The 13,998-nt window shown below is 64.8% G+C and carries 10 protein-coding genes; 9 read left to right on the forward strand and 1 reads right to left on the reverse strand.

What is annotated here, in order from left to right; genetic code table 11:
* Positions 1 to 8: 8 nt before the first annotated feature.
* The 9 genes from OIT41_RS04715 to OIT41_RS04755 all read left to right on the forward strand — a co-directional run bounded on the left by OIT41_RS04715 (position 9) and on the right by OIT41_RS04755 (position 13,430).
* Positions 9 to 2,048: an MDR family MFS transporter gene (locus OIT41_RS04715; RefSeq protein ID WP_241710176.1), complete on the forward strand. Its 2,040-nt coding sequence runs from the start codon at positions 9 to 11 to the stop codon at positions 2,046 to 2,048.
* Between the two features lie 268 nt (positions 2,049 to 2,316).
* Positions 2,317 to 4,050 (forward strand): ABC transporter ATP-binding protein, encoded by a 1,734-nt coding sequence (locus tag OIT41_RS04720; protein ID WP_241710177.1) that lies wholly within the window; start codon positions 2,317 to 2,319, stop codon positions 4,048 to 4,050.
* Positions 4,047 to 6,143 carry an ABC transporter ATP-binding protein gene (locus OIT41_RS04725; RefSeq protein WP_274619745.1) on the forward strand — a complete coding sequence of 699 codons (2,097 nt, stop codon included), beginning with the start codon at positions 4,047 to 4,049 and terminating at the stop codon, positions 6,141 to 6,143. The genes OIT41_RS04720 and OIT41_RS04725 overlap by 4 nt, the downstream gene beginning before the upstream one ends.
* Before the next feature lie 26 nt (positions 6,144 to 6,169).
* On the forward strand, positions 6,170 to 6,586 hold the full coding sequence (locus OIT41_RS04730) for an acyl-CoA thioesterase (protein WP_241710178.1): 417 nt from the start codon (positions 6,170 to 6,172) through the stop codon (positions 6,584 to 6,586).
* 51 nt (positions 6,587 to 6,637) lie between these two features.
* Positions 6,638 to 7,378, forward strand: a complete 741-nt coding sequence (locus OIT41_RS04735) for a copper homeostasis protein CutC (RefSeq protein ID WP_241710179.1) — start codon at positions 6,638 to 6,640, stop codon at positions 7,376 to 7,378.
* Positions 7,379 to 7,529: 151 nt separating this feature from the next.
* Positions 7,530 to 9,461, forward strand: coding sequence for a DUF5107 domain-containing protein (locus tag OIT41_RS04740; RefSeq protein WP_241710180.1), 1,932 nt, complete (start codon positions 7,530 to 7,532; stop codon positions 9,459 to 9,461).
* Between the two features lie 143 nt (positions 9,462 to 9,604).
* Positions 9,605 to 11,839 carry an McrB family protein gene (locus tag OIT41_RS04745; protein WP_241710181.1) on the forward strand — a complete coding sequence of 745 codons (2,235 nt, stop codon included), beginning with the start codon at positions 9,605 to 9,607 and terminating at the stop codon, positions 11,837 to 11,839.
* Between the two features lie 91 nt (positions 11,840 to 11,930).
* Entirely contained in the window at positions 11,931 to 13,121 is a 1,191-nt protein-coding gene (locus OIT41_RS04750) for an McrC family protein (RefSeq protein WP_241710207.1), read from the forward strand.
* A 72-nt stretch (positions 13,122 to 13,193) separates the two neighbouring features.
* On the forward strand, positions 13,194 to 13,430 hold the full coding sequence (locus OIT41_RS04755) for a PLDc N-terminal domain-containing protein (RefSeq protein ID WP_241710182.1): 237 nt from the start codon (positions 13,194 to 13,196) through the stop codon (positions 13,428 to 13,430).
* Here OIT41_RS04755 and OIT41_RS04760 read toward each other — a convergent pair.
* Positions 13,372 to 13,839 carry a very short patch repair endonuclease gene (locus tag OIT41_RS04760; RefSeq protein ID WP_078106150.1) on the reverse strand — a complete coding sequence of 156 codons (468 nt, stop codon included), beginning with the start codon at positions 13,837 to 13,839 and terminating at the stop codon, positions 13,372 to 13,374. The genes OIT41_RS04755 and OIT41_RS04760 overlap by 59 nt on opposite strands.
* Positions 13,840 to 13,998 lie beyond the last annotated feature (159 nt).

Genomic DNA, 13,998 nt, shown 5'->3' on the forward strand with positions numbered 1-13,998 from the left:
CAGCAGCAATGGCAACCCGAATACAAGAACGTTCGACGGCGGTGCCGGCGTCATCCGCGCCCATGACGCACCGCCAGATCATGGAGGCCCTGACGGGCCTCCTTGCGGCATTCTTTACCGCCATCCTGAGCAGCACGATCGTGGCCAACGCCCTGCCGACCATCATGTCCGACCTCCACGGCACCCAAACGGACTTCGCCTGGGTCATCACGGCCGCGCTGCTGGCCAACGCCGCCACTACGCCCATCTGGGGCAAGCTCGCCGACCTCTTCGACAAGAAGCTCCTGGTCCAGCTGAGCATCGTGATCTTCGTGGCCGGCTCTGTCATGGCCGGTTTCTCCCAGAGCATTCCCTTCCTGCTGACGGCCCGCTTCATCCAGGGCATCGCCTTGGGCGGCCTCACCGCTTTGGCCCAGGCCATCATCGGCACCATGATCCCGCCGCGGGACCGTGGCAAGTACTCGGGCTACATGGGCGCCGTCATGGCGGTCGGTACCGCCGGCGGCCCGCTCCTCGGTGGCTTCATCGTTGACAGCCCGCTCGGCTGGCGCTGGACGTTCTTCGTCTGCGTGCCACTCGCCGTCGTCGCGCTCATCCTGCTCCAGGTGACCCTCAAGATCCAGCACGTCAAGCGCCCGGCCAAGATCGACTGGCTCGGTTCCGTCCTGCTGACCTCGGGCGTGAGCCTGCTCCTCATCTGGGTTTCCTTCGCCGGCAACCCGGACTACTATGACTGGATCTCCTGGCAGTCCGCCCTCATGGTAGGTGGCGGCGTGCTCCTGCTGGCCCTCCTCGTGGTGGTCGAATCCAAGGTGGCCCAGCCCATCATCCCGCTGAAGATCATCTCCCAGCGCACCACCGCTTTGGCGATCCTGGCCTCTGTGGCCGTTGGTATCGCGATGTTCAGCTCCTCCACCTTCCTCGGCCAGTACTTCCAGGTAGCCCGTGGTGCCACGCCCACCGAGGCAGGGCTCCTGACGCTGCCGATGATTGCGGGCAACCTCCTGGGCTCGGTGGTCTCCGGCCAGCTCATCAGCCGCTTCGGCAAATGGAAGCGCTTCCTCCTGGCGGGTACTGTGCTCCTGGCCGGCGGCCTTGCCCTCACCGGCACCATCGACCACACCACGGCGCTGTGGGTCACGTGCTGCTACACCGCGATCTTCGGCCTTGGCCTTGGCTTGCTGATGCAGAACCTGGTCCTCGCGGTCCAGAACACCGTCCGCGCCCAGGACATCGGAACGGCCAGCGCGTCCGTGGCATTCTTCCGCTCCGTCGGCGGTGCGATCGGTGTTTCCGTGCTCGGCGCCATCATGGCCACGCACGTCAAGGACCTTGCCACCCAAGGCTTCGCCGCGGCCCACATCCCGGTGAGCGGTGGCTCGGGCGATGCGAGCATGGACCTGACGGACTTGCCCGCCCCGATCCGCGACATCATGCGTGCCGCCTACGGCGACGCGACAGCCCAGATCTTCATGATCTCCGCCGTCATCGCCGTGGTCGCTTTCCTCGCGGTGCTGTTCATCAAGGAAGTTCCGCTGCGGAAGACCGTGGACGCTTCGCCGGAGAAGGAATTGCTGGCAAACGCTTCCGGCGAGGCCGCCATGACGCTGGACACCTCTGCATTGCCGGTCATCGAATCCGCCGGATTTGCCCAAGCAGCCGACGACGGCGGCACCCCCTTGGGTGCCAGCCGCGCCCGGGCGGCGGCCGAGAAGGAGCACGATGAGCTTGACCTTGAGTTTGCCCGCATCCTCACCCAGGAACGGCCGGACCCCGCCGCCGGCCTGCGCGAAGTCCAGGACCAGCTCGCCCGCACCCAACGCTTGCTGGCCGAGCAACAGCTTCAGCTGAGCAGGGCACAACGCGAACTCCAGGCACGCGTGCACGAACAGCAGGCCACCGCCGTCGAGCAGTCGCGGATCGCCGAGGAGTTGGCCGCGCTGCGCAAGGAACTCAAGCGTGAGCGCCGCCGCCAGGAAAGGGCAGCCTTGCTGCTCCTCGCGGGCGACGCCTCGCGGGCAGGGGAGACCGGGCGGCACGCCGGCTAGGGGAGCCTGGCAGGCAACCGCCTGCGGGACGCGTGGCCGGAGCCGCTGCAGCGAGTTTGGACGCTGCAGCGGCTCAGCTACGTCGCAAGGATGATATTCGGCTACCGATATTTCGTTGAGGCAACGGATTTCGTAGAGTTGAGGGACTAATTCTGTCAGCGCCTGCTGCTATCCATGCATTGAGTTATTCGCAGTATTTAGTCATTTGCAGTATTTAGTCATTCGCACAGTCATCATTCGCGCACTCTCTCACTAAGGATCCGTGGGCATGCTTGTCACCCTGATACGGCGCTACTCCAAGCCGTATTTGCCGCAGATACTGGCCGTCATCATCTTCCAGCTGGCGTCTACGATCGCCACACTCTATCTTCCAAGCCTCAACGCAAAAATCATCGATGAGGGGGTTTCCCGGGGGGACACCAACTACATCTGGCAAACCGGTGCCCTGATGCTCGTGGTCGCGCTCGGCCAGGTCATCGCGGCCATCGCGGGGGTCTACTTCGGATCCCGCGTGGCCATGGCCATGGGACGCGACTTGCGCAGGGACGTCTTCCGCAAGGTCAGCAGCTTCTCTGCCAAGGACGTCAACAGCTTCGGCGCACCCACGTTGATCACCCGCGGCACCAACGACGTCCAGCAAGTCCAGATGCTCATGCTGATGGGCCTGAACTTCATGGTTTCCACGCCCATCATGTGTGTTGGCGGCATCATCATGGCCTTGCGCGAGGACCTCAGCCTCTCCTGGCTCGTGTGGGTCTCCGTGCCCCTGCTGGTGGCCGTGGTTGGCTACCTCGTGGTGAGGCTCATGCCGCTCTTCCGCTCCATGCAGATGAAGATCGACGCCATCAACGGCGTCCTGCGCGAACAGATCATCGGCATCCGCGTGGTCCGGGCGTTCGTTCGTGAACCCTACGAGGCCAAGCGCTTCGGCGACGCCAACAAGGACCTCACCCTGGTTTCGGTCAAGATCGGCAACCTGTTTGTGCTGATGTTCCCGGCCATCGGCATGATCCTGCACCTTTCCACGGCGGCAGTGCTGTGGTTCGGCGGCCAACGGGTGGATGCGGGCAACATGCAGGTGGGTTCCTTGACTGCCTTCCTGCAGTACCTGCTGCAGATCCTCATGGCCGTCATGATGGGTACCTTCATGGCCATGATGATCCCGCGCGCATCGGTGTGCGCGGACCGCATCGGCGAGGTCCTCGACGTCGAACCCTCCATCCACGATCCGAAGGCGCCGGTGGCGCCCGCGGAAAAGAAGGGTCGCGTCGAATTCCGCGATGTCACCTTCAAATACCCCGGTGCCGAAGCTCCCGTGTTGAGCAACATCTCCTTCACCGCGGAGCCAGGCCAGACCCTCGCCATCATCGGCTCCACCGGCGCAGGCAAGACCACCTTGGTGTCGCTGCTGCCGCGCCTGTACGACGTCGCGTCCGGCGATGTCTTGCTCGACGGCGTCCCGGTCACCAGCCTGGACCGCGATGAAATCACCAGTCGCGTGGCCACGGTGCCGCAGAAGCCCTACTTGTTCTCCGGAACCATCGAGCACAACCTGCGCTTCGGCAAGACCGACGCCACGGACCAGGAACTCTGGGATGCCCTGGAAACCGCGCAGGCCAAGGACTTCGTCATGGAAAAGTCCTCCGGCCTGAACCGACGGGTGGCCCAGGGCGGCACCAACGTTTCCGGGGGCCAGAGGCAACGCCTCTGCATCGCACGGGCCCTGGTGACGCAGCCCAAGGTCTACCTTTTCGATGACTCCTTCTCGGCCTTGGATGTTGCCACGGACGCCCGCCTTCGCCGGGCGCTGAAGGAAAAGACGCAGGATGCCACGGTCATCATCGTGGCCCAGCGCGTCTCCACAATCGCGGACGCGGACCAGATCCTGGTCTTGGACAACGGCAGGATCGTTGACCGCGGCACCCATGAAGAACTCCTGGAAACCTCACCCACGTACCAGGAGATCGTCGAATCCCAGCTGAGCGCGGAGGAAGTGGCATGAGCGAACAGAATCAGCAAAAGCGCGGTTGGGCCGCGAAAGCCGAAGCAGCGAAGGCCGCGCGCGAAGCCGCGGATGCGAAGGACGCAGCCGCTGACGGTGCAGTGACCGCTGTGGACGATGACGACATCGAAGAAACCGAATACACCCCGGGCGAAGCCGACGGCGGAATGTTCGGCAACCTGCCGGCCAAGAAGGCCAAGGCGTTTGGACCGTCGGCCAAGCGGCTCCTCGGGCTGCTCAAGCCGGAGGCCGCCGGAGTCGTCTTCGTCATCGGCCTCGTGGTGGTCTCGGTGGTCCTGAACGTCATCGCCCCGAAGATCCTCGGCAGCGCCATGGACGTCATCTTCGGCGGGGTCATGGGCAAGCAATTGCCTCCCGGCGTGAGCCAAGCGGCCTTCGCCGAGGGCCTCCGCCAGGCCGGCCAGAACAACTTCGCGGACATGGTCTCCAAGATGGAGCTCACCAACGGGATCAACTTCTCCAAGCTCACGTTCCTGATCTCGATCGTGCTCTTGATGTACTTCGTGGCCAACATCTTCCTGTGGGCCCAGGGCTACATCCTGAACAAGATCGTCATGAAGGTCATCAACCGGCTCCGCAATGACGTCCAGGCAAAGCTCAACCGCTTGCCCCTGAACTACTTCGACACCCGCCAGCGCGGCGACATCCTCTCCCGCGTGACGAACGACGTCGACAACGTCCAGCAAGGGCTGCAGCAGGCGTTCGCGCAGCTGGTCAGCTCGGTGCTGACAGTCTTCGGCATCACCATCATGATGTTCATCGTGTCCTGGCAGCTCGCCCTCATCGCGCTGGTTGCCCTGCCGCTCTCCGGCGTCCTTGCCGGCGTCATTGGCTCGCGCAGCCAGAAGCTCTTCGCTGCCCAGTGGAAGAACACCGGTTCCCTCAATGGCCAGATCGAGGAATCGTTCTCGGGCCACGAGCTCGTCAAAGTCTTCGGGCGCGACGCGGACATGCTGGAGCGTTTCGACGAACGCAACGAAGCCTTGTACAAGGCCTCGTTCGGGGCGCAGTTCGTTTCCGGCATCATCTTCCCGGCGATGAACTTCGTCTCCTACCTCAGCTACGTGGGCATCGCCGTCGTCGGTGGTTTGCGCGTGGCCTCCGGTTCCATGAGCCTGGGCGACGCCACGGCGTTCATCCAGTACTCGCGTGAATTCACCCAGCCGCTCGGCCAGATTGCCGGCATGGCGAACATGCTCCAGTCCGGCGTGGCTTCGGCTGAGCGCGTTTTCGAGTTCCTGGATGCCGATGAGGAAGAGCCGGAGAACGCGGCCCGCCACCTGCCCCCGCGCACGGACGGCCACGTCGAGTTCGAGAACGTGTCCTTCAGCTACGTCGCAGACAAGCCGCTCATCGAGAACCTCTCCCTCAGTGCGGAGCCCGGACACACCGTGGCGATTGTTGGACCCACAGGCGCGGGCAAGACCACCCTGGTCAACCTTGTCATGCGGTTCTACGAACTCAATTCGGGGCGTATCACCCTGGACGGGGTGGACATCAAGGAGCTGAGCCGTTCCGAGCTTCGTTCCAAGGTGGGAATGGTGCTGCAGGATGCCTGGCTGTTCGGCGGGACCATCTACGACAACATCAAGTACGGCAACCTCGACGCCACCGAGGAACAGATCATGGAGGCGGCGAAGGCCACGTACGTGGACCGCTTCGTGCGTGCCTTGCCGGATGGCTACCAGACCATCATCGACGAGGAAGGCAACAACGTCAGCGCGGGCGAGAAACAGCTCATCACCATCGCGCGGGCCTTCGTTTCCGATCCCTCGCTGTTGATCCTGGACGAGGCCACGAGCTCCGTTGACACGCGTACCGAGCTGCTGTTGCAGAAGGCCATGGCTGCCCTCCGCACGGATCGCACCAGCTTCGTCATCGCCCACCGCTTGTCCACCATCCGCGACGCCGACACCATCCTCGTGATGGAAAACGGCAGCATCGTAGAGCAGGGCAACCACAACCAACTGCTCGCATCGCAGGGCGCGTACTACCGCCTGTACATGTCGCAGTTTGCCGGTGAGGATGCCGGGGAAGCCGTGGTGGATGACTCGACGGCGGTGCACAGCTGAGCCAGCGAATCACGGTCCAAGTTCCGATGCGTTGGGGAGACATGGACGCGTACGGGCACATCAACAACGTCCAGATCGTGCGCATGCTCGAAGAGGCCCGCATCGCGGCTTTCGGTCCGCCCCGCGGTGCCGGACTCCCCGGAGTGGAAGCGCCGGTCTCCGTCTTCGACTCGGTTGAAGACGGGGTCATGACCCTTGTGGTGGAGCACAAGGTCCGGTACGTCCGGACCTTGGAATACCGGAACATTCCGGCGCTAGTTGAGATCTGGGTCGGCGCCGTGAAGGGGGCGAGTTTTGACGTGCACTACGTCATCAAGGATCCCGTGACCGGCCAGGACTGCGTCAACGCCAGTACCCATCTGGCGTTCGTCGACGAGTCCACGGGCCGCGTCCGCAGGCTCACTCCCGAACAGAAGCAGCAGCTGGAGCCGTACCGGACCTAGCGAAGCATTGCAGCAGCGCCCTGGGCGCCCCGGTGGCCGTAGAGTTTCCCCATGAAACTCGAGATCGTCGCCGTCGGCGCCCAGGGCGCTGCCGTTGCCGCCGAAGAAGGCGCGGACCGGATTGAACTTTGCAGCGCCTTGGAGCTCGGGGGACTGACCCCGAGCCAAGGGCTGATGGAAGCCGCGCAGGAAGCTGCCGACGGACGGCTGGAGATCCACCCGCTGATCCGCAGCCGGCCAGGAGATTTCCTGTACTCCGACGCCGATGTGGACACCATGGACCGCGAGATCCGGTTCCTGCTCAACCAAGGGGCTCACGGAGTGGTGATCGGAGTCCTCACAGCCGCCGGCGATATCGACGTCCAGGCCACTCGAAAGCTTGCCCACACGGCCCTGGAGACCAACCCCGACGCCCAACTGACCTTCCACCGGGCCGTCGACCATACTCCGGACCCGGCGGACGCCGTCGAGCAGCTCGTGGAGCTTGGATTCCACCGGGTGCTCAGCTCCGGGGGCGCCGCCACCGTGGGGGCCGGGATCGGGACCCTCGAGCGGATGGTCCGGCGGGCAGCGGGGCGGCTTGAGGTCATGGCTGGCGGCGGACTCGCCCTGGACGATATCCCGGCATTGCATGCCGCGGGACTAAGCGCGGTCCATTTGTCAGCCAAGGCCACGGTTTCCACGTGGAAGAACCGTGCGGATTCCTTCGGTGCGCCCGGCGATTCAGACCCGACGGCGTACATGGTCACCAACCGGGACCTGGTGAGGGCCGCCCGCGCCGCCTCCCGCTGACGCCCCCAACTAGCTAGCAGTTAATGTCGTTCTGGGCGCCCAAAGCGACATTAAGTGCGAGTCAGTTGGGTGGGTCCCTTTACACGGCGGCGACTTGGGTCAAGGATAGGTGAAGCATTGCGATCGAAAATAGCCTCCAGGAGTCACAAAGATGCAAAACCTGAGCTTCTCCACCATCACCCTGAACATGGCGGAGTTGGGCCCCAATAGCCCGTTGCCGGTTGTCGCGGCAGAACTGGACCAGCCGTACAGGATCGGCGACGGGGTCCCGCAGGAACTGCAGGCTGCAGCCCGCTACGGCCAGGTGCCGAACATGTTCCCGTACCTGATGCAGGACGGCTACTCGCGCGAGCGGACCGCCCATGAGGTGCCAGCGGTCGTGCTCGAGAACAGCAAACTGCGTGCCGTTGTCCTCCCCACCTTGGGCGGCCGGCTGTGGGAGCTCTTCGACACGGCCTCGGGCAAACATCTCCTGCACACCCATGGGACCCTGCAGTTCGCCAACATCGCCCTGCGCAAGGCCTGGTTCGCCGGCGGCCTCGAATGGAACATCGGCACCCGCGGGCACTCGCCCACCACATGCGATCCGGTGCACACCGCGATCGTCAAGACCCCCGAGGGCCACGACGTCCTGCGCATGTGGGAGTTCGAACGCCTCCGCGAAGTGGTTTTCCAAGTGGACATGTGGCTTCCGGAGGACTCGGACGTGCTGCTGACTGCGGTCCGGATCAGGAACCCCCATGACCACGAGGTCCCCATGTACTGGTGGAGCAATGCCGCCGTTCCCGAGACGGCGGAAACTCGCGTGATTGCGCCCGCCACGGAGGCCTTCGGCAGCGATTACACCACCGACATCGCCCGTGTCCGGCCCACGGAACACCAGGGCCTCGATGCCACCTGGCTGGTCAACAGCCCGCACGCGGCGGACTTCTTCTTCGACATCCAGCCCGGGCACCGGCACTGGATTACCGCGGTAGACCACGACGGCGACGGCCTGGCCATGCTGTCGACCAGCCTCCTGCGCGGGAAGAAGTTGTTCGTGTGGGGCCAGGGCGACGGCGGGAAGCGCTGGCAGGAATGGCTCAGCCCCGGTGCCGGCCCCTACGCGGAAATCCAGGCCGGGCTGGCGCAGACCCAGTTCGAGCACCTGGCCATGCCTGCCGGCGCCGAGTGGAGCTGGGTGGAGGCCTACGGCAACGCCAAGCTGGATCCGGCGACCTCCCATGGCAAGGATTGGGCTGCGGCCGTGACCCACGCCAGTGCCCGGCTCGAAGAACTCGTCCCGGACGCGGAGCTTGAAGTGGCCCTCGCCGAAGCCGCGCGGAACTATGCGCTGCACCCGGACAAGATGCTCGTGCGCGGCAGCGCTTGGGGTGCTTTGGAGAGCGCCCGACGCCGACACTCAGGCCGCGCGTGGCTGGACGAAAGCGGCACGCCCTTCGCCGACGATGCAACCCCTGAGGCCACCGAGGAAACAGGCCCGTGGCACAGCCTGCTGGATGGGGCTGGTTTCCTGGGCGCTGAGACCTTCGTGGCTGGGGCCGATTGGGAAGAACTGTTGGCCAAGGATGGCGGTGCGGAGGCGCAGTTCCACCTCGCCACGATGACGCACGCCCGGCAGGACCTCGACGGTGCGATCGCCGGATACGGTTCCGCGCTGATTTCCGACGGTCTCTCGCCACGGTCCACGGTCCTCGCCCACCGGGGCCGCGCCCTCGCGCTGCTGGCCACCGGCAAGGTCGACGAAGGCTTGGCTGAACTGGCCGTCGCGAGCCGGCTGGAGCCGTCCAACCTCCCCCTGCTCAGCGAAGCCATGACCCTCAGCATCCGGCATGGGAACCCCGCGCAAGCACTCGCCTTGGCGAGCGAGGCACCTGCCGGAATGTCCGACGTCGGGCGCGTCCGTTTCCTGATGGCGCTCGCCCTCTGGGGCGTCGGCAACGGCCAGGAGGCTGCAGGGATGCTCCGCGAGGGCATCGAGATCCCGGACATCCGGGAAGGCGAGGACGGGATCGCCGAGCTGTGGCAAGAAGTGTGCCCCGGGGAGCCGGTGCCTGCCCATTACCGCTTCGGAATGCACTGAACTTCCGGAGCGCACAGGCTCGGGGCACATGCGGCAGGAGGCAAGTTGCGGGACGCATGTGGCAGAACGTAAGAGGCGGGGCGCCTGTGGCGGGGGTGCCGACTTTGCTGATGCCAGCACCAAGTTAAACCATGTAAGTTGGCATGGTGACTCCCTCCACCAAAACCCCACTGACCCGTGCCCCCGGTATCTCCAAGGAGATCGAAGATGCGGCGTGGTTCGTGCTGGGCCCGGGGCTGCAAGGCAAAGCCTCGGCGCTCGACGGCAGCACCCGCACTTGGACAGTGGACGCCGCCAGCGAGCTCCTGGAGCGCTTGGAACGCGGCGTCGGAGATGCCAAGGCACCCATGATGACCAACCTGCGCCAAAACCTTGAAGGGGCATCACGCGAGGCCAAGCTGCTCGCCGTCGAACTCCTCTTCCTGCAGTCCTTGCCCCTCGCGCACGAGGTCAAATCGCTCAAGGTCAAGCGCGCCCGCGTGGCCGAAGCCGCGTCCTGGCTCGATCCCGAGCTACAGCTCCCCAAGGAGCTGTACAAGGGCATGACCGATCACGGCGTCATCCGTGACCGGACCGCGGAATTCAACTGGACCATCTGGGACCACCTGACCTGGCTGTGCCGCTTCGTGGCCCACATCGATGGCCAGTCCAACGCGAGTATCACCAAGGCCCTCAAAGACCCGCTGAAATTCCACGAACTCGCCGCGGCGACCCCCGAGGACCAGCCGGCCATCCGGCGCAGCATCGAATACCTGGCGTGGCCCAGCTACTTCGAACCAGTGGTTGCCGACGTCGAGCGGCGCGAAATCCGGGACGCTTTCGCCTCACTCGTTGGCGGCGCGCACGGCGAAACGGAAATCGACATCACCGCGGACGTCAACCGCATCCGGCTGTACTTGGACGAACAGGCGGGCCAGCGCATCGATTGGTACGACCGCCAGCTCGTGAGCCAGTGGCGCAAAGTGGGAGATCCCGGCCGGCGTGCGTGGCTGCTGCGCACGCACCAAGACTCTGCAGAGCTTCTCGCCGCGTGGCGGGACGAGGAAAAGGCGACACTCGACGTCGAGCACCTCCGCGAACTCACCCCGGGCGTGACAGCTGGCCTGGTGCAGCATGCCGTGGACGAGGACTACAAGCACCTTGGCTACGTGGAGCGGGAGGACACCAAGACCGCTGTTTTCGCGTTCCTGACCGTGATGAAGCCCGGCGACCTCGCCCTTTTCCAGAACTCCGGAGCCATCAGGATCGGCGTGGTCCTGGGCGAGCCGGAACACAACGAGGACAACCGCCGGCTCCGCCGCAAAGTGCGTTGGTTTGACGAGACCCACCCGATCGCCGAGGCTCCGCGGCACGTCCAGCGCCAACTCTCCACGTCGGGAATCGTCGTGGACGTCACCAGGGTCATCCAGTCGCTGCAGTCCCTCCTGCCCGCCGAAGCCGAGTCCGACGGCGAGGAAGCCGCCGCCCCGGACGCCGTCGTCGAGCCCGTCATTGAAGGGTTCCGCCCCCTCACCGAAGAGTTCGCGGCTTCCCTCCACATGGAGCTCGAGCCGCTCAAGGAGATCGCCGAACTCCTTGAGGAGAACCGCCAACTGGTGCTCTACGGCCCTCCGGGAACGGGAAAAACCTACCTCGCGAAGCATTTGGCGGCCGAACTCGCTGGCGACAGCACCGATGAGCGCGTCAAGCTGGTCCAGTTCCACCCGTCCTACGCGTACGAGGACTTCTTCGAGGGGTACCGGCCGGACAAGACCGACGACGGCCAGGTGTCGTTCAAGCTCGTCGCCGGGCCGCTCCGCCGCCTCGCCGAAGAGGCCGCGAAGCCCGGGAACTCCAACAAGCCGTACTTCCTCATCATCGACGAGATGAACCGCGCCAACCTGGCGAAAGTGTTCGGTGAGCTGTACTTCCTGCTGGAATACCGCGACGACCGGATCTACCTTCAGTACAGCCCCAACGAACCGTTCAGCCTGCCGGACAACCTCTACATCATCGGCACCATGAACACGGCAGACCGCTCCATCGCCATGATGGACGCGGCGATCCGCCGTCGCTTCGCGTTTGTCGAGTTGCATCCCAAGGTGGAACCGATCCGCGGTTCGCTCCGGCGGTTCCTCACGGCCCGCGGCCTGGACACCCTCAACGCGGACCTGCTGGACGCCCTGAACGACTCCATCGACGATTGGGACCGGGACTTGATGATCGGCCCCTCCTACTTCATGAAGAACGCGGCCCAGAACCCTGCCGGGCTGCGCCGGATCTGGAAATACGAACTCATGCCGCTTCTTGAGGAGCACTACCACGGTCAATTGAACCGGGCCCAGCTGGAGGAGCGCTTCGGTCTGGACCAGTTGTTGGGTCGACTTGCAGTCCGCTAAGACCGCGCCGCCGCGGCCTACCCGCGCACCAGGCACCGGAAAGCCAGCGGTCCGCACGTCCCCGAAAGCTTCCACGGTGCGGCACATCGTCATGGACGAGCTCTCCGGCGGGATCGTGGACAAGCTTGATCCGGACACAGCCGCCCTCCTCAACTCGAGTGGGCTCGCGAAGGCCTCGCCCATGGGGATGGGCCTTTACCGCATCGAGCCGGTGGGCAAGGTGGGGTCCGTGCGGACGCCGACCGTACAGTTCGAGGTGCGGCCCAAGGACCGCCTCGGCCTGAACCGGCTGCTTTTCTTGCTTAGCTACGCCGGGGACCAGGGATTCCGCGAGGATTCGGTGGCCGCCGTCGAGCACAAGGACCTGTGGAGCGCCCTCGCCGAGTCACTCGCCCAGTTGTCGGAGCGCGCCCTCAGCCGCGGTCCGCTGCAGGGGTATCTCACCGTGGACGAGTCCCTCCGGACGGTCAAGGGCCGCATCCGGATCTCGGACCAGATTTCGCGCCGTCCCGGGATGCTGGTTCCGCTTGAAGTCTCCTACGACGAATTCACCGAGGACATCGCCGAAAACCGCATCCTGCGGGCCGCCCTCGAGCGGATGGGCAAGGTTCCCGGGGTGCGGCAAGATGTCCTGAGCCGCCTGCGGCAGCTCAAGGGAAAGCTCGACGCCGTCACGCGGCTGCAGTCCGGGGCGCCCCTCCCGACTTGGCAGGCCAACCGCATGAACCTCCGATACCACCCGGTCCTGCGCTTGGCCGAGCTCATCCTGCGCAATGCCTCGGCCGAAGCGGGGGCGGGGAAGCAGCAGACCGCCTCGTTTGTGGTGGACATGTCCACTGTGTTTGAAGAATTCGTGGGCGTGGCTTTGCGGGCGGCCATGCGGGCACATCCCGGTGAAATGCGGCTTCAATACGGCGCGACGCTCAACGAAGCTGTGCGGGATTCGGACCGGCTCACAGTGCGCCCCGACGCCGTGCATTTCCTGGGTGGCAGGCCCGTGGTGGTGTACGACTCCAAATACGCCTCGGCTACCGATTCCGGGGCATCGTTGAACGCGGACCACTACCAACTCCTGGCCTACTGCACGGCCCTGCAAGTGCCCACGGCGTGGCTGGTCTACGCGGGCAAGGGGGAGATGAAGCTGCGGCGGATCCTCAACACGGACATCGACATTGTGGAGTACCCCCTGGACCTGTCCCGCCCGCCGGTGGAGATCCTTGCCGCCGTCACGGACCTGGCCCAGCAGTCCTGGGGAGAAGTGGTGCGCCAGGCGCGACGGTGAGGTGCCTGCGTGTTCCGTCCAGGCGGCGGGCGGACTAGCCTGAGAGGGCAAGTCACTGCAGATGGAGGCGCCATGCACAGCAAGAAAAAGAAAAAGTCCTGGAAGGACATGACTCCGGGGCAACGGGTAGGCGTGCTTGTGGTGGGTGCGGGACAGATGGCGTTGCTCATCGCGGCACAACGCAGCATTTCCAAGACCCCCGCGGCCCAGATCAGGGGAAACAAAGCCGTATGGCGGGCCGCAAGCTTCATCAATTTCTTTGGGCCGCTGAGCTATTTCCTGTTCGGCCGCCGTCGAGGAACTGCGTGAGCTGACTCTCCAAGGCCGAACGGTCCCGCAGTTCGCATTCCCACACGGTGAGAACCTCCCATCCTGAGGCTCTCAGCAGTTCGCGCTGCCCGGCGTCGCGCTCCCGGGTGCGGTTGCGCTTGGCTTCCCAAAAGTCCGCGTTGGCCGTCGGAGCGTGCAGGCCTGCCTTGCAATCGTGGAAGTGCCAGAAGCACCCGTTCACGAAAATCACCTTGCGACGGCCGGCAAACACGAGATCCGGGCTGCCGGGCAACTTCCCGCCCGCGGCCCGGCCGTGGAGCCGGTACCGGTAACCCTTGGCATGCAGGAGCCGACGGACCAAGAGCTCGGGCTTGGTGTTCTTGCCCCGGATCTTGGACATGTTCAGGCTGCGTTGCTCAGGCGTCAGCAGGTCGCGGCTCTCGCCCATATCCTCAGTCTACGCAGCGCCCCTGAAACGCCCGCTCACGTATCGCGCCCAAATCCGAAACGCCCGCTCACGTATCGCGCCCAAATCCGAAACCCTCGGTCGATTGATCTTCAGGCTCCCGCGAGAACGTGAATTCTTCCCGCGGTGAACGACTGATAG

The sequence above is a fragment of the Arthrobacter sp. YA7-1 genome (assembly GCF_025960325.1).
Classification (GTDB): domain Bacteria; phylum Actinomycetota; class Actinomycetes; order Actinomycetales; family Micrococcaceae; genus Arthrobacter; species Arthrobacter bambusae_A.

Bases quoted from the DNA above. Each gene is read 5' to 3' on its own strand.
- OIT41_RS04715 (WP_241710176.1), top strand. From the start codon at position 9: ATGGCAACCCGAATACAAGAACGTTCGACGGCGGTGCCGGCGTCATCC.
- OIT41_RS04720 (WP_241710177.1), top strand. From the start codon at position 2,317: ATGCTTGTCACCCTGATACGGCGCTACTCCAAGCCGTATTTGCCGCAG.
- OIT41_RS04725 (WP_274619745.1), top strand. From the start codon at position 4,047: ATGAGCGAACAGAATCAGCAAAAGCGCGGTTGGGCCGCGAAAGCCGAA.
- OIT41_RS04730 (WP_241710178.1), top strand. From the start codon at position 6,170: ATGCGTTGGGGAGACATGGACGCGTACGGGCACATCAACAACGTCCAG.
- OIT41_RS04735 (WP_241710179.1), top strand. From the start codon at position 6,638: ATGAAACTCGAGATCGTCGCCGTCGGCGCCCAGGGCGCTGCCGTTGCC.
- OIT41_RS04740 (WP_241710180.1), top strand. From the start codon at position 7,530: ATGCAAAACCTGAGCTTCTCCACCATCACCCTGAACATGGCGGAGTTG.
- OIT41_RS04745 (WP_241710181.1), top strand. From the start codon at position 9,605: ATGGTGACTCCCTCCACCAAAACCCCACTGACCCGTGCCCCCGGTATC.
- OIT41_RS04750 (WP_241710207.1), top strand. From the start codon at position 11,931: ATGGACGAGCTCTCCGGCGGGATCGTGGACAAGCTTGATCCGGACACA.
- OIT41_RS04755 (WP_241710182.1), top strand. From the start codon at position 13,194: ATGCACAGCAAGAAAAAGAAAAAGTCCTGGAAGGACATGACTCCGGGG.
- OIT41_RS04760 (WP_078106150.1), bottom strand. From the start codon at position 13,839: ATGGGCGAGAGCCGCGACCTGCTGACGCCTGAGCAACGCAGCCTGAAC.